At 44.6% G+C, this 19,002-nt stretch carries 19 protein-coding genes; 12 read left to right on the top strand and 7 right to left on the bottom strand.

The features are described from left to right. The 4 genes from OP864_RS14240 to OP864_RS14225 all read left to right on the top strand — a co-directional run bounded on the left by OP864_RS14240 (position 1) and on the right by OP864_RS14225 (position 2,380). Complete coding sequence (locus OP864_RS14240) at positions 1 to 459, top strand: hypothetical protein (RefSeq protein WP_270098823.1); 459 nt, start codon at positions 1 to 3, stop codon at positions 457 to 459. A gap of 184 nt (positions 460 to 643) precedes the next feature. Next, positions 644 to 1,054, top strand: coding sequence for a hypothetical protein (locus tag OP864_RS14235; RefSeq protein ID WP_270098821.1), 411 nt, complete (start codon positions 644 to 646; stop codon positions 1,052 to 1,054). Positions 1,055 to 1,102: 48 nt separating this feature from the next. After that, positions 1,103 to 1,687, top strand: coding sequence for a hypothetical protein (locus tag OP864_RS14230; RefSeq protein ID WP_270098820.1), 585 nt, complete (start codon positions 1,103 to 1,105; stop codon positions 1,685 to 1,687). A 51-nt stretch (positions 1,688 to 1,738) separates the two neighbouring features. Continuing rightward, complete coding sequence (locus tag OP864_RS14225) at positions 1,739 to 2,380, top strand: hypothetical protein (protein WP_270098819.1); 642 nt, start codon at positions 1,739 to 1,741, stop codon at positions 2,378 to 2,380. 526 nt (positions 2,381 to 2,906) lie between these two features. Here the strand turns inward: OP864_RS14225 and OP864_RS14220 are convergent. The 4 genes from OP864_RS14220 to OP864_RS14205 all read right to left on the bottom strand — a co-directional run bounded on the left by OP864_RS14220 (position 2,907) and on the right by OP864_RS14205 (position 6,521). Beyond that, positions 2,907 to 3,311 (bottom strand): hypothetical protein, encoded by a 405-nt coding sequence (locus tag OP864_RS14220; protein ID WP_270098818.1) that lies wholly within the window; start codon positions 3,309 to 3,311, stop codon positions 2,907 to 2,909. Between the two features lie 222 nt (positions 3,312 to 3,533). After that, positions 3,534 to 3,818 (bottom strand): hypothetical protein, encoded by a 285-nt coding sequence (locus tag OP864_RS14215; RefSeq protein WP_270098817.1) that lies wholly within the window; start codon positions 3,816 to 3,818, stop codon positions 3,534 to 3,536. Between the two features lie 333 nt (positions 3,819 to 4,151). Further along, positions 4,152 to 4,574, bottom strand: coding sequence for a hypothetical protein (locus OP864_RS14210; RefSeq protein WP_270098816.1), 423 nt, complete (start codon positions 4,572 to 4,574; stop codon positions 4,152 to 4,154). 81 nt (positions 4,575 to 4,655) lie between these two features. Next, complete coding sequence (locus OP864_RS14205) at positions 4,656 to 6,521, bottom strand: CocE/NonD family hydrolase (protein WP_270098815.1); 1,866 nt, start codon at positions 6,519 to 6,521, stop codon at positions 4,656 to 4,658. A gap of 198 nt (positions 6,522 to 6,719) precedes the next feature. On the opposite strand from OP864_RS14205, the gene OP864_RS14200 reads away from it, so the two are divergent. Next, a complete protein-coding gene (locus OP864_RS14200) occupies positions 6,720 to 7,493 on the top strand; it encodes an AMP nucleosidase (RefSeq protein WP_270098814.1) in 774 nt (257 codons plus the stop codon). Here the strand turns inward: OP864_RS14200 and OP864_RS14195 are convergent. Next, on the bottom strand, positions 7,490 to 8,263 hold the full coding sequence (locus tag OP864_RS14195; RefSeq protein ID WP_270098813.1) for a M15 family metallopeptidase: 774 nt from the start codon (positions 8,261 to 8,263) through the stop codon (positions 7,490 to 7,492). The genes OP864_RS14200 and OP864_RS14195 overlap by 4 nt on opposite strands. A gap of 306 nt (positions 8,264 to 8,569) precedes the next feature. On the opposite strand from OP864_RS14195, the gene OP864_RS14190 reads away from it, so the two are divergent. The 6 genes from OP864_RS14190 (at position 8,570) to OP864_RS14165 (ending at position 16,561) form a co-directional block, all read left to right on the top strand. Next, complete coding sequence (locus OP864_RS14190; protein WP_270098812.1) at positions 8,570 to 10,438, top strand: ABC-F family ATP-binding cassette domain-containing protein; 1,869 nt, start codon at positions 8,570 to 8,572, stop codon at positions 10,436 to 10,438. Between the two features lie 12 nt (positions 10,439 to 10,450). Beyond that, positions 10,451 to 10,975, top strand: a complete 525-nt coding sequence (locus OP864_RS14185; RefSeq protein WP_270098811.1) for an RDD family protein — start codon at positions 10,451 to 10,453, stop codon at positions 10,973 to 10,975. Positions 10,976 to 11,177: 202 nt separating this feature from the next. Further along, complete coding sequence (gene murA / locus OP864_RS14180) at positions 11,178 to 12,497, top strand: UDP-N-acetylglucosamine 1-carboxyvinyltransferase (RefSeq protein WP_270098810.1); 1,320 nt, start codon at positions 11,178 to 11,180, stop codon at positions 12,495 to 12,497. A 50-nt stretch (positions 12,498 to 12,547) separates the two neighbouring features. Beyond that, positions 12,548 to 13,297, top strand: coding sequence for a 3-oxoacyl-[acyl-carrier-protein] reductase (fabG, locus tag OP864_RS14175; protein ID WP_270098809.1), 750 nt, complete (start codon positions 12,548 to 12,550; stop codon positions 13,295 to 13,297). Between the two features lie 891 nt (positions 13,298 to 14,188). After that, positions 14,189 to 15,178 carry an LVIVD repeat-containing protein gene (locus OP864_RS14170; RefSeq protein ID WP_270098808.1) on the top strand — a complete coding sequence of 330 codons (990 nt, stop codon included), beginning with the start codon at positions 14,189 to 14,191 and terminating at the stop codon, positions 15,176 to 15,178. 33 nt (positions 15,179 to 15,211) lie between these two features. Continuing rightward, positions 15,212 to 16,561: a carboxypeptidase regulatory-like domain-containing protein gene (locus tag OP864_RS14165; protein ID WP_270098807.1), complete on the top strand. Its 1,350-nt coding sequence runs from the start codon at positions 15,212 to 15,214 to the stop codon at positions 16,559 to 16,561. A 134-nt stretch (positions 16,562 to 16,695) separates the two neighbouring features. Here OP864_RS14165 and OP864_RS14160 read toward each other — a convergent pair whose 3' ends face one another. Both OP864_RS14160 and OP864_RS14155 read right to left on the bottom strand, forming a co-directional pair. Continuing rightward, the gene (locus OP864_RS14160; RefSeq protein WP_270098806.1) at positions 16,696 to 17,280 is read right to left on the bottom strand and encodes an NAD(P)H-dependent oxidoreductase; all 585 of its coding nucleotides are present in this window, start codon (positions 17,278 to 17,280) and stop codon (positions 16,696 to 16,698) included. A 12-nt stretch (positions 17,281 to 17,292) separates the two neighbouring features. Next, positions 17,293 to 17,946 (bottom strand): peroxiredoxin-like family protein, encoded by a 654-nt coding sequence (locus tag OP864_RS14155; RefSeq protein ID WP_270098805.1) that lies wholly within the window; start codon positions 17,944 to 17,946, stop codon positions 17,293 to 17,295. A 136-nt stretch (positions 17,947 to 18,082) separates the two neighbouring features. Here OP864_RS14155 and OP864_RS14150 point away from each other — a divergent pair, with 136 nt between their 5' ends. Then, positions 18,083 to 18,958, top strand: a complete 876-nt coding sequence (locus OP864_RS14150) for a LysR family transcriptional regulator (RefSeq protein ID WP_270098804.1) — start codon at positions 18,083 to 18,085, stop codon at positions 18,956 to 18,958. Positions 18,959 to 19,002: the final 44 nt, after the last annotated feature.

Here is a 19,002-nt window from a genome sequence, read left to right as displayed (position 1 = left end):
ATGCTTCAACTGAACAAAAAAGAACTGCTTCAACTAGATCGGCTGCTCTATCTAATTGCGTCTACAACAGCTTGGGGACTGACTATTCAAGAGATTGCTAAATTGGTTAACTTAGCACCTTACCAAGCTTGGCAGGAAACAAAAGAAGCTAGTCCTCAGAAACTTATGAAAATAGAACAACAGCTCAATTATTTGATTAGACAGGGATTAGTCGCAAAAGTGGTAGAAGAGAAAACCTATTATATCTCCACAATAGAAGCTGCGCTTGTGCATCAACAAGCTGGTTTTGAAAAATGGTATCTAAACAAGATAGCAGAAGAAGAGCAGCAAGCTAAACAGCTCGTTTATTGGAGGCAAAAAGTCAAAAGAATAGAAATATTGAGTATTTGTTGCTTTTTGCTTCTTTTGCTGATTTTGGGCGTTCAAATTTATATGCAGCTTGGCCTTTCATCAATCTAATCTTAAAAATTGGGGAACAGCTAGCGCCTATTTTTAGTTAGGAGCTAGATATATTTAACATTACAATTTTGGCTATGATAAAACTAAATTTTAAACCTATTGATAAGCCCTTGGAATATATAGTAGATTACTACGATTATTATCGTCCTTTTATTATTAGTCTAATCCCCCCCCCATAGCACATTTGATATTTATTGGTAATTATAATGAAAGCAGTGGTCCAAGGTTCATTCAATCCGCTTTTGACTCTTGCAGTAAAACTCTGTCTGAAATTGAACTTATCTCATTAAATAATGAAAAAATAAAAAAACTAGAGGATGATGAATTTAATCGTTTAGAGTTGAGTGATGAGTTTTATAGCTGTTCTTTAGGGATAGACACAGGCGACGACCTGCATCTGCGGAGGCATTGGATGATGACTGCTTTTATGAACGAAACGGCTATGCTTATAACGATTGGAGAAAGTAGGGGGCCAATTAAGTATTACCGAATAAGTGAAAGTATTTATCTTGGAACAGACCCTGATTCATGTTGGTGCGCCATCTTGCTTTTAGATTTAAGCGAAGCGGATATTAGAGAGATTAAGTTGCTGTAGAAGAGAAGTACTAAAATGTTTTAGTCCAAAAAATAATTAACCTTTGTCATGAAAAACAAAAAACTAGAAATAATTTGCATTTACTGCTCTATAATGGATGGTGGTCCTGAATGTAATTTTTCCGAATTGAAAGAAGGGAGATGTTCAATGGCTGAGTATGATTTAAAAGCAGATAATTTTGACTATATCTTAGGTGGTTTTCTTGTGGCAATAGATGGCTACAAAATAATTTTTAGAGAAATGAATTTTTACACGCTGCTTAAACCAATGACATTTTTGATGGAAACTTTATATTGGTTAGCTGGCCGAACTACGAATATATTCGATGTCGATGAGGATGATCCCTCAAGGCTTGTGTTGGAAACAATGAGTGCAGAAAAATTAGTCTTAACTAATATAGGAGATGGAAAGCTAACACTAAGCTTTTTGGCCGCTAATAAAGAACAGGAAAAGCGCAGAGGAAAAAATTATTTTAGAGATGTAGTCATAAAGGCAGAAGACTGGAAAGAAGCTGTTACTCTAGCTTTGGAAGAATATTTTTATTTCGCCGAACAAGCGCTTAAGGAAAACCCTAAGTCTGAAAGAGCATATCTTTTAAGTCGTTATATTAGCTTATGGAAAAATATCGTTTGAGCAACTCTATTCTTAGCTGATAAGGCATAGGGCTAAATGTCTACTCCAAATATGAAGAACAAAAAACTAGAAATAATCTGTATTTATAAGTCTAAGTTTGGCGATGAATTTGACTTTCCTCATCCAATAGGTTGTATTGAAGATGACGAGATCGCTAACTTTGAGGGAATTACAGGAGGATTTTTTGTAACGCTAAATGGCTATGAAGTCATTTTTAGAAAGGCTGACTTTGATACATTATTACAAGCTATCTCTTTTTTACTAGACAGCTTGTATTGGTTGAAGGAGAGCCCCCCTGCTGAGCGAAAGACTGTTGAGGATGACCTCTTAACGCTTGTGTTAGAAACAATGAGTGGCGAAAAATTAGTCTTAACTAAGGTAGAGGATGGAAAGCTAACACTAAGCTTTTTGGCCGCTAATAAAGAACAGGAGGACAGGAGAGGATATTATTATTGCTCGGATATTCTCATTGACACAAAAGACTGGAAAGAAGCGACTAACAAGGCTTTAGAAGAGTATTTTACCCTTGCCCAAAAGGTGATTTCTATAAACGAAGGTCAAAGTTCAAGGACTTTAAATGAATGCATTGACCTTTGGGAAAAAGTCAGATTTAAACGGGAAAAAGTCAGACTTAAACGGTCTTCTTTGCTAAATTCTATTTGTCAGCTATTCCATAAGTGGAAGCTAAATTAACGATAGGATCATTTTTTTTCTTGAGAAGTTTTGGGGCCTGCCGCCTAAGGCGGCCGGGCCCTTTCAGGGCTCGCAGGTCTGCTCGGCCCTGCGCCGCTTTCAGCGGCTGGGTCTGGCCTGCGCCCCCCCTTTCAGGCCCCTAGGCCTGCGGCCCTTCGGGCCTGTAGGATGGATATATACATCTGTAGGTTGAAACCTACAGCAACAAAGGAGAGCAGACTAAGCGCAATGAAAATGAGCCGATGGTTAAAACCATCGGCCCATAATGAGTTCTAATAAACAGCAAACAAGGGCTTTAGCCCGCTAGTTTGCTCAGTCTACAACCATGGGCTTCAGCCCATGGGCCAAAACTACCCAGCCGCCAAAAGAAAAAATACAGTTGAGCGGCCTAGCGATGTGCAGGGGTGGCCGTAGGCCAGACCAAGCGGGCGCAGCCCGCGCAGGGCCGAGCGAGCAGCGAGCCCCGAAACGTAGCGCCCGCCGAAGGCGGGAGGCCCCTGCTGCACATCAATATTAGATGGGGCTACTAGTAAGAATGAACATCCATCCACTTAAAAAGTATAGGTTCCTCTACCTCTTCTAAAGAAATCTTCCTTTTATTACTATCCTCAATAACAATCCCCCCACCCTTTCTAATTTTAATTTTCTTTTCAACGTCTCCATTTAATTTATAATACACCCAAACTCCCTTTTTATTACCATCTTTATCAAAAAGAGAAACACCTCGTAAATCTCCATTTTTATAAAAGTATTTCCATTTCCCGACCTTCTGTAAGGTAGTATTTATTTTTCCTTCTGCTTTTATTTGTTGCGTTCCTATATAAAAATACCTTACAAAATTCTTAACTCTTATATACTCAACTATTGGTTCTTGGGCTTTTATCTCAAAAAAAGAGATACACATTATAATTATTATTCCAATAAACTTCATATTCACATTTTTATACAAAGAGGTTGTTTAAAAATTTCGTTTTAAGAAAATAAGGGCCTTGTTGCATAAATCGTAATTTACTGACTAGCAGCAACTTCTAACTCAATAGCAGTAAACTCATTTAAAATTTGAATACGCATCAGCACTTCTTGTTTCTGCATTTTAGTGGCCGTAAGGACAAAGCTTGGCCACGACCAAAGAGAGAAGCAGCTAGGCTAGAAGTTAATCTGACTCATCCCATTTTCCTTTTTTAGAAGAATAGACCGTGCTTTCTCCTAAGGCAGTTCCAAAATAAACAATATACTCATTAGGCCCTTGTTTCAGATAATAAAGAGGGCCTTCATCATTTGACGATTCTCCAAACTCTACTAAAGAAGAGGGTAATGAATCCTTTGCGGACCTAAATTGCTCTATCTTTTCTATTAACAAATCCCCCTCTCTCATTAGTTTTTGTGATCTACTCTCGCATCCAGCAACTAACAAAAGGAATAAAATATATTTACTCATAACAAATGACATTTTTCTCTCTCGCCATATACTCTCAAGAAAAAGTTGTGGGACTAATAATTAGCTATGCTTACCGCTCTGGGCTAAAGCCCAGGGTTGCTTGACTTGAGCGAACTGACGGACTAAAGTCCTTGTTCGCTTTCATTGCTTCTAAGGACCGAAAACTGCCCAACCGCCGAAGAGAACAGCAAAAAGAAAAAAGACAGTTGAGCGGCCTAGCGATGGGGAGCAGTGCGGCGAAGCCGCAGACCAAGGCAGCTTTGCTGCCGCAGGGCCGAGCAGACCTGCGAGCCCCGCAACGTAGCGCCGACGAGCGAAGCGAGGCGGAGGCCTCTAATCTTCTATTTTAAACGCTTTTGCACGAGCTTCATAATCTCCATTTTGAACTTTAAGGGTATATAAAACATCTTCCTCCCTATAAAACCAAATAGAGTTTTCTAGCGACTCTAGTTCTCCATAACCGATCACTTTTTCGGGTGCATTTATATGCCTAAGCAAAAAAATACTCCCAGATTCACATTGATCAAATTTATTAAACAGTATCCCTAGCTTAATGCAGTCTAATTTATGTAAAAAAACATCATAGCAGTTTGTATCTATCGCTGATCGAACAACTTCAGGGATTAACTCATCTATAGTTAGTGGCTCTCGATATCCATCCACAATAATATTAGCACTACTATCCTCTTTTTGCGCATACAAAATAGAAGGAGCGTAACATAAAACTAAAAACAATAGGCTAAATCTAATCATCATTGAGCTATTTAGTATGAAAATAGGTGTAGATAAAAGATGCCTAAATGATAATTAAAGTTGTGTGTGGCTGGCAAAAGCCTTTTACTCTTGATAAACAGGGAGCAGCAAAAAAGAGCGGGCCTCTTGGATCGAGCGGAACAACAAATCGTATTCTTTATCGGTATAAGCGCCCTCAAAAATGTCCTTATCGCTAGAGGCCAAAGAAAGGCGCAGGCGAGAGCCTTTTTGCAACTGCCAAGCCACTGGCAAAAGCTGCAAACGCAATTCTAGCCATTGCTGGGCAACAACCGCCTGGGCATCTTTGCGCAAATGGCTCGATTGCCAGGCAGTTTTGGGGCGATGACTGGCCCGCAATTGGCCCTCCGTGATATAATGAAGACTGCCATCGGCCTTGAGCTCGGAAAGATAGACGTAGATATCGGCCAAATCTTCGGTAGATTGTAACTGCAACTGCAATTTGCTCTCCCCTACAATTTCTAGCGGCGACTCTAAAAGAGGACCATCAAAATGCAGTAAAGAGGCGGAGCGCTGGGCCCAATCGGCATAAGTGTAGGGACTTTTCACCTTGCCATTCACGGCGGTCCAGCGATTCACCTCCCCCGTACCAAACTGATGGTCGGCTACTATTTTTTGCTCACTTAAGGGGGCAAAACTAGACTGCAAACCCGCATCCGACAAAAATAAACTGTCCCAAACGACTGCCGCAGGAGGCCAAGTTTGAGCCGCCCGCCAGCGCTCGGCCCCAATGCTATAATAATGTATGGGCGCTTCTTGGACCAAAGCATTTTTTTGCCCCTTCAAATGATAATCGAAGAACTTGAGCAGCTCGCCCGCATGATCGAATTTGGCCAAAGACGGACAATAGGGACTAATATTGTAGGCGCCGCCATGCTCCCAAGGACCCAACATCAATTTGTGTGCCCCGGCCCCCAAATCTAAATGCCGCTTGATGGCCGCCTCGGCATAGGCCCCATCCTGCCAGCCGCTATAAGAGTAAACCGCCACCCCAGAAGCACGCAGGGCATCAATATAATGGTGGGGACTAAAATAATCGACTTTGCGGCCCGCCCCTTGCCGAGGACGATCATCTCGAAAATCAACTTCTAAAGCCCCTTCATGCACATTTTTATTCTCTTCATGGCTGCTAACCGCCCGACCCAATTGCTTCTTTTTTTTGCGCACAGGCGCCACCCCCTTGATCAACCATTTGTAGGCCTCGGCATTGGGGGGCAACTCATTGGCATCCATCAAGGCATTGGCATCGCCCCAATTAGAAGTAAACCAGCGGTTATGAATGCCGCCCGGAAAAGCATTGTCCGCATACACATCATATAAAGAAAACATCAGGGCCACCGCCTTGAGATTAGGATGCTGCTGTATGGCCAAAAACTCGGCAGCCGTGCCCCCATAAGAAACGCCCAAACTCCCAATCTGGCCATTGGACCAGGGCTGCGCCACAATCCAATCCAAAATTTCGGCTCCATCGGCCTGCTCCTCTGGGCTCCAAGGGTGCAAACGCTGCCCAAAAGAAGCCCCAGAACCCCGAACATCTACATTCACAATCGCATAGCCCTCATCCAAAAAACGCTCTACCATCTTGCCCGTTCGGCCCAATAAGCCCTTAGAAAACAGACTAAAGGGAAAGCGCAACTGCGGCCGCCGCCAATAACGAGTCTGCCGTACAATGGTCGGCAAACGATCTCCCGCCTTTATGTTTTTAGGCAAATAGAGGTCTATCGCCAAAGCCGTGCTATCTCGCATGTATAAATAAAAAGAACGCATCCGCATCCCCTTATAAGGATCTTCACGAGGCTGATGCGCCGATAATAAATCATTGGCCGCATCACAGGCTGGCAACTTCTTAATCGCCTTTTTAGATAAAGGCTGCGCCCACAAAAAACTGCTAATCAAGCAAATAAATAAAACCAGGGGAAATCGACTAAGCATAAATTAAGTCTCTAAACGTAAAACATAAGGTTTGTCCTCTACAAAATATATTAACTAAACGGTTGTTCAAATTAAAAAGCAAAGAAAGTCTAGCGCAAGGCTATTTTTTAGCAATTTTTTCAAAAAGTCTTTTGCAAACCGAGCTTTTTTATTAGTTTGAAAAAATGCCCTAAATTTTTTAACCAAAAAACATAGCTAATGAAAACTAAAAAAGCAATTGTAGAAAACTGGCTCCCACGCTATACCAATACCCCACTAGAAGAATTTGGCAAGTATATTTTGCTCACCAATTTTAGCAATTATGTACAGCTTTTTGCCGACCGCTATGGCGTAGAGGTCAAAGGAAAAGGCAAGGCCATGCAAACCGCCACCGCCGACGGCATTACGATCATCAATTTTGGAATGGGAAGCCCCAACGCAGCCACAATCATGGACCTGCTTTCGGCCATCAAACCCAAAGCCTGCCTTTTCTTGGGCAAATGTGGAGGCTTGCGCAACCGTAAAAATAAGGTGGGCGACTGGATCCTGCCTATCGCCGCTATCCGTGGAGAAGGTACCTCTAATGACTATTTCCCACCAGAAATTCCAGCCCTCCCCTCTTTTGCCCTCCAAAAAGCGATCTCGACCACTATCCGCGACCATAATCTAGATTATTGGACCGGTACGGTATATACCACCAACCGCCGCGTTTGGGAGTATGATGAAGATTTTAAGGAGTATCTCCGCAGAATGCGCTGCCTCGCTATCGATATGGAAACCGCTACCCTATTTATTACCGCTTTCAAAAATAAGATTTCTGCAGGCGCTCTCTTGCTCGTTTCCGATATGCCCATGACCCCAGAAGGCGTAAAAACCGATAGCAGCGACCATAAGGTGACCGCCAATTATGTTGAAGAACATCTCGATATGGGCATTGGCTCGCTCAAGCAAATCATGAACGATGGCTTGACCGTTCGCCACCTCAAATTCTAAGGCATTTTTTGCAATAATTCGGGCCGATATTCAAAGTGCATGGTATCATAATGATACCATTTGCCGCCCCAAATAAAACCGTATTCCTCAAATAAAAGGACGAGCTCCATCGGAATCCGGTTTTTATAGGCAATGATCCGCTTTCCCTCCGGATCATTGCCTTTGACGGCCCAACGCCAATAGTTCGAATAGGCCACATTGATATCGATGGTCATCCCAAAACTATGCATGCTCTGCCTGTCGGTCCCCGCAATTTTTCGCCAATTAAAGGTCCCTCCCGGATTTTGTAAGTATTTATGCAAATGAGGCATCGTATCCAAACGATTAGATAGGGCCTGCAACTTATCGGCCACCCCATTCACCCCCGTCATTTGTAGCTTGATCCCCAAGGTTTTAGGCAACCAAATTACCGTTTTTAAGTTGTTGCGCACCTCTGCCGCCGAAGCCCCATACATCTTCTTAAAGAAGGGTTCATAACGCACCCGACCAGGATCTTCTCCACGCAAAGGCGCCTTGCTCCAACCCCGAGGATAAGGCATGGCCGCAATTTGATCCTCCAAATCTGGCTCCGTCAATAGCTGCAAAAATGTTTTTTTTCGCCCATCGTCAAAGGGCATGCGGCTGCCGTCTTTCCAAATAATCTCCCGCTCATTTACTTCCAAAAAAGCATCGGGATAAGCCGCTTCTAAGGCCTTTAAGGCCGCTTGTTTTTGCCCCCAAAGCCAGCTAGACATAGCCAGCAAAAAAAGGGTACTTACTGTTTTTATCATCTTATTTTTGTTTTTTTGGCGTTACTCCTTTCAGTCGTCGAACTGCAGACTAAAGTTCTTGTTGTCGCAGCTCGCTGCTGTTTTGGGGCCTCCGCTGCGGCTTCGCCTTGCGGCGCTACGTTCCGCAGCTCGCTATTCGCTCGGCCCTGCGCCAGCAAGCTGGCTTGGTCTGGCCTTCGGCCACTGCTGCACATCGCTAGGCCAGCGGGCTGCGCCCGCTTCTAAACGCAAAATAGTTTTGGCCCTTAGCAAAGCAAGAAGTTCCCTTAATTTTCGTAAATTGGCCCTCTAAAATTACGATAAAAAATGAATTACCTTAGTGTAGAGGGCCTGAATAAAGCCTATGGCGATCGCGTCCTCTTTACCGATATTACCTTCTATATCAATCAAGGCGACAAAGTAGCTTTGGTGGCCAAAAATGGAACGGGCAAAACCTCTTTGCTCCGTACCCTTGCCGGCGAAGAAAGCCCAGAAGGCGGCAAAGTTTGGCTACACCCCAATATTCAAACCGTTTTTCTTAAGCAAGAGCCCAATATGAGCCCCCTGCTCACGGTCTTTGAAGCGGTCTACCAATCTGCCAACCCCATTATGCAAGCCCTGGCCAATTATGAAAAGGCCATGAAGCATCCAGAAGATGGCGACCGCCTCCAACAGGCCCTTAGCGATATGGACCGCCTAAATGCTTGGAATTATGACCAAAAGGTCAAAATGATCCTCTCGGTCCTTAAAGTAGATTATCTGGACCGCCCCCTCGGCCAACTTTCTGGTGGACAAAAAAAACGGGTGGCCCTCGCCAAAGTCCTTATCGACGAACCCGATTTCCTCATCCTAGATGAACCCACCAACCACCTCGATCTCGATATGATCGAATGGCTGCAAGATTATCTCAAACAAGCTAAAATCACCTTGCTGACCGTTACCCACGACCGCTATTTCTTAGATGCCGTTTGTAACCAAATCCTAGAACTGGACCAGCAAGAACTCTTTAAATATAGCGGCAATTATAGCCAGTTTTTAGAGAAAAAAGCCCTGCGCCAAGCCAATGAAGCCGCCAATTTGGCCCGAACCAAAAAACTCTATAAAAAAGAGCTGGAATGGATGCGCAGACAACCCCAAGCCCGAGGCACTAAAGCCAAATCTCGTGTAGATGATTTCTACCAAATTGAAGCCAAGGCCAAGAAAAAAACCGAAGAAGGCGAACTCGAACTGGATATCCAAATGAGCCGCCTGGGCTCCAAAATTCTAGAACTCCATAATGTCTCTAAAAGCTATCGTGGACAAGTTTTGTTCGAGAAGCTAGATTATAAGTTCAGAAAACGAGACCGCCTAGGCATTATTGGCCGAAATGGTACGGGGAAATCTACCCTACTCAATATTATTACCCAAAACCTGGCCTCCGATACAGGAAAAGTAGTGCATGGGGAAACCCTTAAAATTGGCTATTATACCCAAGCCAATATGCAAATCAAAACCGATAAAAAGGCCCTAGATGTGGTCCGCGATATTGCCGATTATATTCCCATGAATGGCGGCAAAAAGCTATCGGCCTCCCAACTGATGGAGCGCTTTTTATTTGACCCCAGCAAACAACAAACCTTCATTTCTAAATTGAGTGGTGGAGAGCTGCGCCGTCTGCATTTGCTCTGCATCCTCATGGATAACCCCAACTTCCTGATTCTGGATGAGCCCACCAACGATTTAGATATTGTTAGTTTGCAGGTCCTAGAAGAGTTTTTGCAAGAGTTTCCTGGCTGCGTGCTTTTGGTTTCTCACGACCGCTATTTTATGGACCGCATTGTAGAACATGTCTTTGTTTTGGGCGAGGGCAGTCAGGTCCGTGATTTTCCTGGCAACTATACCGACTATCGCCTAGCCCAAGCCGAGGCCCAAAAAGCCGAACAGCTACAAAAAGAAGCCGAAAAAAAGGCCGAAAAGCAAAAAGTAGAAGTCAAAAAAAGCCGAAACCCCTCTAAAGAGGAACGCAAAGAAATCAAAAAGCTAGAGCGCCAAATCGAAAAGCTGGAAGAGAAAAAACAAAAACTTTCTGAAGGCTTTAATGATAGCAGCCTGAGCGCCGAGCAAATTGTAGAACTATCTAAAGAACTCAATGCGATCCAAGAAGAGCTAGACGAAAAAGAAATGCAGTGGATGGAACTCGTTGAAGAACTTAGTTAAACCCAATTCCCCATGGCCCAATCTCCTCTTAGCCCCCCAGAAGCGAGTCACCGCATTGCCTCCTTCCTCATTGATCTGGTCTTTTTAGCCATTCTTACCGGATTTATTAGCTTTTACTTCATTGAAGAAACTACTTTAGATAGAAGTATTCATCGGTTTTGGCAGTTTTCTAGATCTGATGAAGAATTTGTGTTGGTCTGGATTATTCATCTTGGCATTGCCTTAGGCTATCATTTTGTTTTGGAACAAGGCCGCTGGCAAGCTTCTGCGGCCAAACGTTTATTTGGCCTTCGCCTAGTGAATATGCAGGGCGAAAAAGCCAGTACTAAACAGCTTATTTTGCGGTTGCTCATTAAAGGCTTTTTGCTCAACTTAGGGTTATTGGCTGTTTTCATAAATGATGATAATGCCTTTCCCTTCTTTCTCTTTTATTATTTGGGCCTATTTTCCCTTAATTTGGTCATTTTGTCTAATAATAAGGAGGCCAGAGCCATTCCAGAGCTTTTAACGGGCTTGCGTTGGGTGAAAAACAAATAAGTTGGTCCAATTGGCCCGCAGGGCCAAACGGCTGAGGGATGGAAAGGGTGGCGCAAAGCGCCAGACCGAGCTGGCGCAGCCAGCGATGGGCCGAGCAGACCTGCGAGCCCGGCACAGCCCGACCCGACCGAAGGGAGGGGCAGCCCCAAAAAAAATTAAAAAACTCTATAAAAAGAGGTAGCCACCTCTAAAAAACATATACATGTCTAAATCAGCATCTTTTTTAGTAGAGGGCAATGCCCAACTATCGGGCAGTATTCGCCCACAAGGCGCCAAAAATGAGGCCCTGCAAGTTATTTGTGCCGTATTGCTGACGGCCGAAAAAGTAAGCATCAGCAATGTTCCGAATATTCGGGATGTGGTCCGTTTGATTGAACTTTTGCAAGGCTTGGGCGTAGCGGTAGAAAAAGTGAGTGACAACCGCTATACCTTTAAAGCCGAAAACATTGATCTGGATTATCTGCAGACCCAAGAATTTGTGCAAAAAGCCAGTAGTATTCGGGGTTCTGTGATGATTATGGGGCCCCTTTTGGCCCGTTTTGGCAAGGCGGTTTTGCCCAAACCCGGAGGCGATAAAATTGGTCGCCGCCGTATGGATACCCACCTCAATGGCCTACAATATTTGAATGTAGACTACCGCTATGTGCGGGAGGAGCATATCTTTTTGCTCGAAACCGAGGGCCTCAAAGGCAATTTCATCCTAATGGAGGAGATTTCGGTAACGGGTACGGCCAATGTCCTGATGGCCGCTAGTATGGCCAAAGGCGTGACGACCATTTACAATGCTGCCTGCGAGCCTTATTTGCAGCAATTGGCCAAAATGCTCAATAGCATGGGGGCCAGAATTACGGGCTTGGGTTCTAACCGCCTAGTGGTTGAGGGGGTAGACCAACTTTATGGTACGGGCCACCGCTGCCTACCCGATATGATTGAAATTGGGAGCTTTATTGGCCTAGCCGCTATGACCAAATCGGCCATTACGATTGAGCAAGCTCGGGTAGATATGCTCGGCAATATTTTGCCCACTTTTGAGCGCTTTGGCATCCAACTCGAAATTCAGGGCGACAATATTCATGTGCCTGCCCAAGATATTTACGAGATCCAAAACTTTATTGATGGCTCGGTCCTCAATGTCTATGACTCGCCCTGGCCCGGCTTTCCGCCCGACCTGATGAGTATTTTGTTGGTGGTGGCCACCCAAGCCAGAGGCAGCGTCCTCATTCATCAAAAAATGTTTGAAAGCCGCCTCTTTTTTGTCGATAAACTCATTGATATGGGCGCTCAGATTATTCTTTGCGACCCGCATCGGGCAACCGTAATTGGCCTAGAGCGCAAATCTCAGCTCAAAGGCATTGAAATGACCTCTCCCGATATTCGGGCGGGCGTTTCTTTGCTCATTGCGGCCCTTTCGGCCAAAGGAAATAGCCGAATTCATCAAATTCATCAAATTGACCGAGGCTATGAGCGGATTGATGAGCGTTTGAATGCCCTTGGGGCCAATATTCAACGCATCGAACAATAATAGTCGATTTAAAAATTACTAGCTTTGCGCTAAGTTAAAAATAGAAACCTATGAAATTACTAGCCGGAAAAGTGGCCCTAGTCACTGGTGGTTCTCGTGGAATTGGATCCGCTATTGTGAAAAAATTTGCCGAACAAGGCGCTCATGTGGTCTTTACTTACCGCTCTTCTTCTGAGCAGGCAGAGGCCTTGGCCAAAGAGGCCGAAGCCCTTTCTGAGGGGATTAAGGTCCTTGCCTACCAATCTGATGCTGCTGATTTTGATCAGGCGGCTCAACTAATTAAGGATATTGTGAAGGAGTTTGGCCAAATCGATGTGTTGGTCAATAATGCGGGCATCACTCGCGACAATCTGCTCCTTCGTATGAATGAGCAACAATGGGATGATGTGATGACTACAAACCTCAAGTCGGTCTTCAATTTGTGCAAACATGCCGCCCGCCCCATGCTCAAGGCCCGTAGCGGCAGCATCATCAATATTACGTCTATTGTGGGCGTAAATGGCAACCCTGGCCAAGCCAATTATGCCGCATCTAAGGCGGGGATGATCGGATTTACCAAGTCTTTGGCCTACGAAATGGGCTCTAGAGGTATCCGCTGCAATGCTATTGCCCCCGGCTTTATTGCTACCGAAATGACGGACAAACTCAGCGATGAGCTCAAGGAGCAAATGATCAAGAATACGGCCCTGCAACGCCTTGGCCAAGGTGAAGAAATTGCCAATGTTTGCCTTTTCTTGGCCTCTGAGCTCTCTTCTTATGTGACTGGCGATACGATTATGGTGACTGGCGGTATGCGCTAGTCGACTCCAGTTTTCGCCCAGCTAAATAGCTAATCCAATGATTTGGGTTAGCTATTTTTTTTGGGGCCTGCCGCCTTTGGCGGCCGGGCTGTGTCGCAGCTCGCTGTTCGCTCGGCCCTTCGGCGCTTTCAGCGCCTTGGTCTGGCCTAACGGCCACTGCTATCCATCCCTAGGCCTGCGGCGGCTTCGCCGCCTGTAGGATGGATATATATACCTGTAGGTTGAAACCTACAGCCATGCAACAACCCCATTCTACATCATATAGTGCGGAGAGGATTAAAATCCTCTACCGCTTTGAACAAGGGTTGTTGTTTTCTTCGGTAGTTTGATTTTGTTTTTGTCTCCCCCATAAATTTCATAGAACCCCTAGGGCCAAGGCCCTAGGCTATCGAAAAAATCGCCATCCCCTCATTCGAGGGGATTTTTCTTTGCGGTTGTGGTTGGACGGTTGTTTTTTTTTAGACCAGTGGGTTGAAACCCACAGCAACAAAAGAGGCCATACTAAACGCAATAATATGAGCCGATGGTTAAAACCATCGGCCCATAACTAGCGGAACTAATTTCTTGCGTCTAGAAGGAGCGAAGCGACTGGCCTAGCGATGGTAGGCAGTGCGGCAAAGCCGCAGACCAAGGCCGTCAGGCCGCAGGGCCGAGCGAACAGCGAGCTGCCGAACGTAGCGCCGCAAGGCGAAGCCGCAGCGGAGGCCCCAAAACAAGATGCTTCTCCTTCCCCTTAGCCTTATCAAAATCAAAAAGGGGGTTAAAAATAGGCTATAATAGGGCGGCATTTAGTAGATTACTAGCACAACAAGCAAACAAACTTGCTAAAAGCGGAGCGCATTGAGCTTCTGGCTGAAGTGAGTATCATCATCAAACGAAAAGCAATTTTTTATGCAGTACAAATTGACGCTGGCCTTTTTGGCCTTAGTGTTTGGCTTGCAAGCCCAGACCAACTATGGGCTCAACCTACTCTCCAATTTTGATTATGCCGAGGATGGCAATGATATTTGGGGCTGGGTGCATCCCACAACAGGGGTAGAATATGCCTTGATGGGCACCCGAGAGAAAACCTCTATTGTGAGTTTGGCCAATCCCGCCGCTCCGGTAGAAGTGCAGACGATTAGCGGCTCTAACTCTATCTGGCGCGATATTAAAACCTGGGGCAACTATGCCTATGTGACCACCGACCAAGGCAATGACGGTTTGTTGATCATTGACCTTTCGGGCCTGCCCAACAACATTAGCTACAACTTCTGGAAGCCCGAATTAACCATTAACAATAATACCGATACCCTTCTTCGGGCGCACAACATCTATATTGATGAGGGGGGCTACGCCTATATTGCGGGCAGTAATATCTCTAATGGAGAGCCTTTCTTTTTGGACCTCAATGCCAATCCCGCCCAGCCTACTTTAGCGGGTTTTGTGCCTCCTATCTATGCACATGATGTCTATGCCAGAGGCGATACCCTTTGGACCTCAGACATTTACACTGGAGAATTTACGGGCTATGATGTAAGCAACAAAGCCAACCCCATTGCCTTGGGTAGTCAGGCCACCCCCGATAACTTCACGCATAATGCCTGGATTTCGGATGATGGCAACACCCTTTTCACCACCGATGAACGGGCCAATGCCTATATTGGCAGCTATGATGTTTCTGATATGAGTAATATTGTAGAACTAGACCGCTGGCAGCCTTATGAAACCATTGGCGAGGGCGTGATTCCGCATAATGTGCATGTCAAAGATGAGTTTTTGATTATCTCTTATTATACCGACGGCTTGATTGTAGTTGACGCCCAGCGTCCCGACAACCTGGTGGAAGTGGCCAAATACGATACTTATACGGGCCAAAATAGCGGCTTTTTTGGCTGCTAGGGAGCTTACCCCTTCTTTAGCTCGGGTAAAATCTTGGCTGCCGACATCAATACGGGCCTTTATGTTTTTGACGCCAACTACCAAAGAGCCTGCTGGTTAGAGGGTTTGGTTAGGGATAGCGTTTCGGGTAACCCTATTTTTGGCGCTCATGTAGAAATCAATAACACCGCTGTTTTTGATGACTCTCGCATCACGGGAGAGTACAAAACGGGTTATGGCGTAGCGGGGAGCTATAGCGTGACCTTTAGCAAGGCGGGCTATTTTCCCAAGACCATTTCGGTCAATTTGGCCCATGGCCAAGTCAGTCAGGAAAATGTAGAGTTGGTTCCCATGCAGGCCTTTAGCTTTTCGGGCCAAGTTATTGACTCGCTTAGTGGCAGTCCCATTGCCAACGCCATTGTAGAGCTAAAATCGCCAGATTACAGCCATACAGTCAATACAGACAACAGCGGGAATTTCAATATTCCTAGCATGTTCCAAGATAACTACAGCATTTATGTGGGCAAATGGGGACATCATACCAAGCTCCTCAGCCAAAACATCAATGCCAATACGGGCCAATTGACCGCAGAATTGGTTTCAGGTTACCGCGATGAGTTTGCCCTAGATTTGGGCTGGACCAGTAGCGCTACCGCAACTACAGGACTTTGGGCCCGCGCCAACTCTGAGGGCCTTAGCTACAATGGTAGCCCCGCCACACCTGATGGCGACCTCAATTTTGACCTTGGAGAGCTTTGCTATATTACTGGAGACCAAAATAATGGGGCCGTTGGCGGCGATGATATTGATGGCGGCGACGTTATTCTGCGCTCTCCCAATTTTGATGTTTTAGATTATGGCGATGCCTATATTAACTTCTACGCCTGGTTCTACAATGGCGGCGGAAGCGGAGCAGCTAACGATTCCATGGTCGTCACGCTACACAACGGACTCAACTCTGCCGTTTTGGCTGTTTATACCAACACCAACGGCTGGACAGGCCTGCAGAGCTTCCGCATTGCCGATTACCTTCCTCCTGTCAATAATATGTGGATAGAGGTTTTGGCTTTTGACCGTAATGGCGGCCATATTGCCGAGGGCGCTATTGATCTCTTTTCGGTGGTCGATGCCTCTCCTACTGGCCTTGAGGCGCCTCAAGAGCTGAGTCAGAACAAAATTCAGGTACATCCCAATCCTAGTCAGCATTCTTTTATGCTTCGTTTAGAGCAGCCCCTGGCCCAGGACCAAATGATTATGGTCTACAATAGTTTGGGCCAATTAATGGCAGAACAAAAGATGACTGCGGGTCAACAACAGCTAGAAATTGGCGCTCATTGGCCAAGAGGAACCTATTATCTCCGTTTGGGCCAAGAAAAAGCCATCTTGCTTCAAAAGTTAGATTAATTACTGTGGATAACTATAAAGCCTAGCGCTTTTGATTTGAGCCTCAACAGTTTACTGTTGGGGCTTTTTATAAAAAAAGCCAGTAACTTAAAAGTTACTGGCTTTAATATCTATTAGTAGTAGCTACCCAATTATTAAATATAACTTTCTAAATGCTTTTGAAAGCGCTTAAAGTCGTCTTCAATCGTAGGATTCTTCATTACATCAAAACTGGCAAAAGTAGGTAGGCCTTTCATGCCAAAAAAGCGGAAATTAGCATGCTGAGGGAGCAGTAAATCATCAACAGATTTGCCCTGAAAAAGGTATTCCTCTTGATTATCAAAAGCCTCTTTGGGCGCATTAAAGCTAACAGAAATCATGTACTTGCTTTCTGATAGGTTTCCTCCCGTTCCATAGTTTTTCTTAGGCTCAGCTGCCGTTCGTCCATCATTATTACACAACTTACCCATCATTCCGGCAGTATAGACATCGTCCATATACTTTTTGAAGCTCCAAGGCATTCCCATCCAATTTATAGGGGATTGTAAAAAAACAATATCTGCCCAAAGATGCTTTTCTATTTCTTCCTCTACTTCATACTGCTCTGCTGTTTTACTAAACTTTAGCTGGTATCCTTTTTCACTGAAAAAAGAGGCAGCCATTTCGCAAAAACTAGCATTTAATCGCCCTTCAGAAAAAGGATAAGGCTGATGAGCATTGATAATGAGTACATTTTTCATTGGTCTTATCATTTAATTTTTAAAAAAGTCTAATGCATATACAGCATCTAGAGCTGGGCGAGTCGTATAATCAGGATTAGTTTCCACATATTGAATAACCCCATCTTGGTCCACAAAAAAACGAGCAGGCATAGGAAGTGTCCAATCAGAATGCCCCTGATGTTTATCCAAATCAATCTTAAATTTATCGGCATATAATGCCTTTAATTCTGTGGGTAGAGAGAATCGAAGTCCCAACTCCTGCCCCAACTCACTTTTAAAGTCATGCAGCAAATCAAAATCTAGCTTTTGCTGCTGTTTAGTTTTTTGCAAAAAGGCTGGAAGCTCTGGCGATATAGCAAAGAGTTGCACGCCCAATTCGGCTAGCTTTTCTTTATTTTGCTTCAAATACCCTAAATCCATATTGCAGTAAGGGCACCAAATGCCTCTATAAAAAGTAAATAATACAGGGCCTTTTTTGAAAATCTCTACACTTTGAATAGGCGATCCATCTTGATTCTTTAAGGTGAAAGCGGGAAATTTATCCCCAACTTTTAATACCCTCTCCTGAATCCCAGAAGCCCGCAAATCTGCAGTGGCCTTATGCATAATTTGGATATAATCTGCAGGCATTCTCCCCTCTAATTTTTTTTGGAGTGCAGCCATTTTTTCTTGAAAACTTTTCATTGCTTCTAGTTTTTAAACCCTTCACAGGCCAAATAATAAAATTTAGGCAAGAGAATATTGCCTGTTGCAAAGTAAAGCAATACCTTTAGATCGTCAAAATAGAATATTGTAATAACAGTTATCGATAAAATAGATCATGAACCTGCAGTTTGTCAAATACTTTGTCCTATTAGCCGAGAGCAAGAGCTTTACCCTAGCCGCAAAACGAGCACATGTTGTGCAGTCTACCTTCTCCTCGGGCATCAAAAAATTGGAAGAGCAGCTCAACTGTCTTCTTTTCTTCAGAGATAAAAGAAATGTATTCCTTACTACAGAGGGGCAAGAACTCTTGCCCAAAGCCAAAAAACTGTTGGCCCACTGGGAGGAGATGCAAACATTTAAAGAAAAAACAAGTCGGCAAGTTCTAAAATTAGGCCTTAGCCCAGACCTTGACTTTACGGCTATTCTCCCCCTCATCAAGCAATTTCACAAACGTTACCCAAGCTATGAGGTCCAATTGGTGGAAAAAAGCTGCGCACTGGAGCTGCTAGAAACGCTAAAAAAGAATGAAATTCATGCCCTCTTCAGCAAAACGGCTCTTTCTCTAGATCATGTTCAGCAAGAACTCATTAGAGAAGACCCTCTGGGGCTGGCCGTTCCACTCAACCACCCTTTCGCCCAACTCCCTCAGGTGGATGTTCGCCTCTTAGATCAATCCAATTTTATTGAGCGAAGCAATTGTAGTAAGAGAGACGAAATTCTAGACTTCTTCCAAAGCCACCAAATCAAAATCAACACTGTATTTAAAGCTAAAGGAGACGAAATGGCGAGGGCTTTAGTTAGCGCAGGCCTCGGCATTTCCTTAATTCCCGTTTTAGAGAAAAAGCCAAAAAACTACAAGATTATTCCACTCAAAGCCGCTAATTTCAAACGTAAGATATTTCTTCAATGGGCAAAAGACAACCTTGCCCCCCCACTCAAATATTTTTTAGAAGAAGTGCAGTTTTTTCAAGATCAGTTGGCTTTGGTTTGATATTTTTTGGGGCCTCCTGCCTGCGGCAGGCGCTACGTTCCGCA

The organism is Saprospira grandis, assembly GCF_027594745.1.
Taxonomy (GTDB): domain Bacteria; phylum Bacteroidota; class Bacteroidia; order Chitinophagales; family Saprospiraceae; genus Saprospira; species Saprospira grandis.
This window is presented reverse-complemented; position numbering and strand designations above follow the sequence as displayed.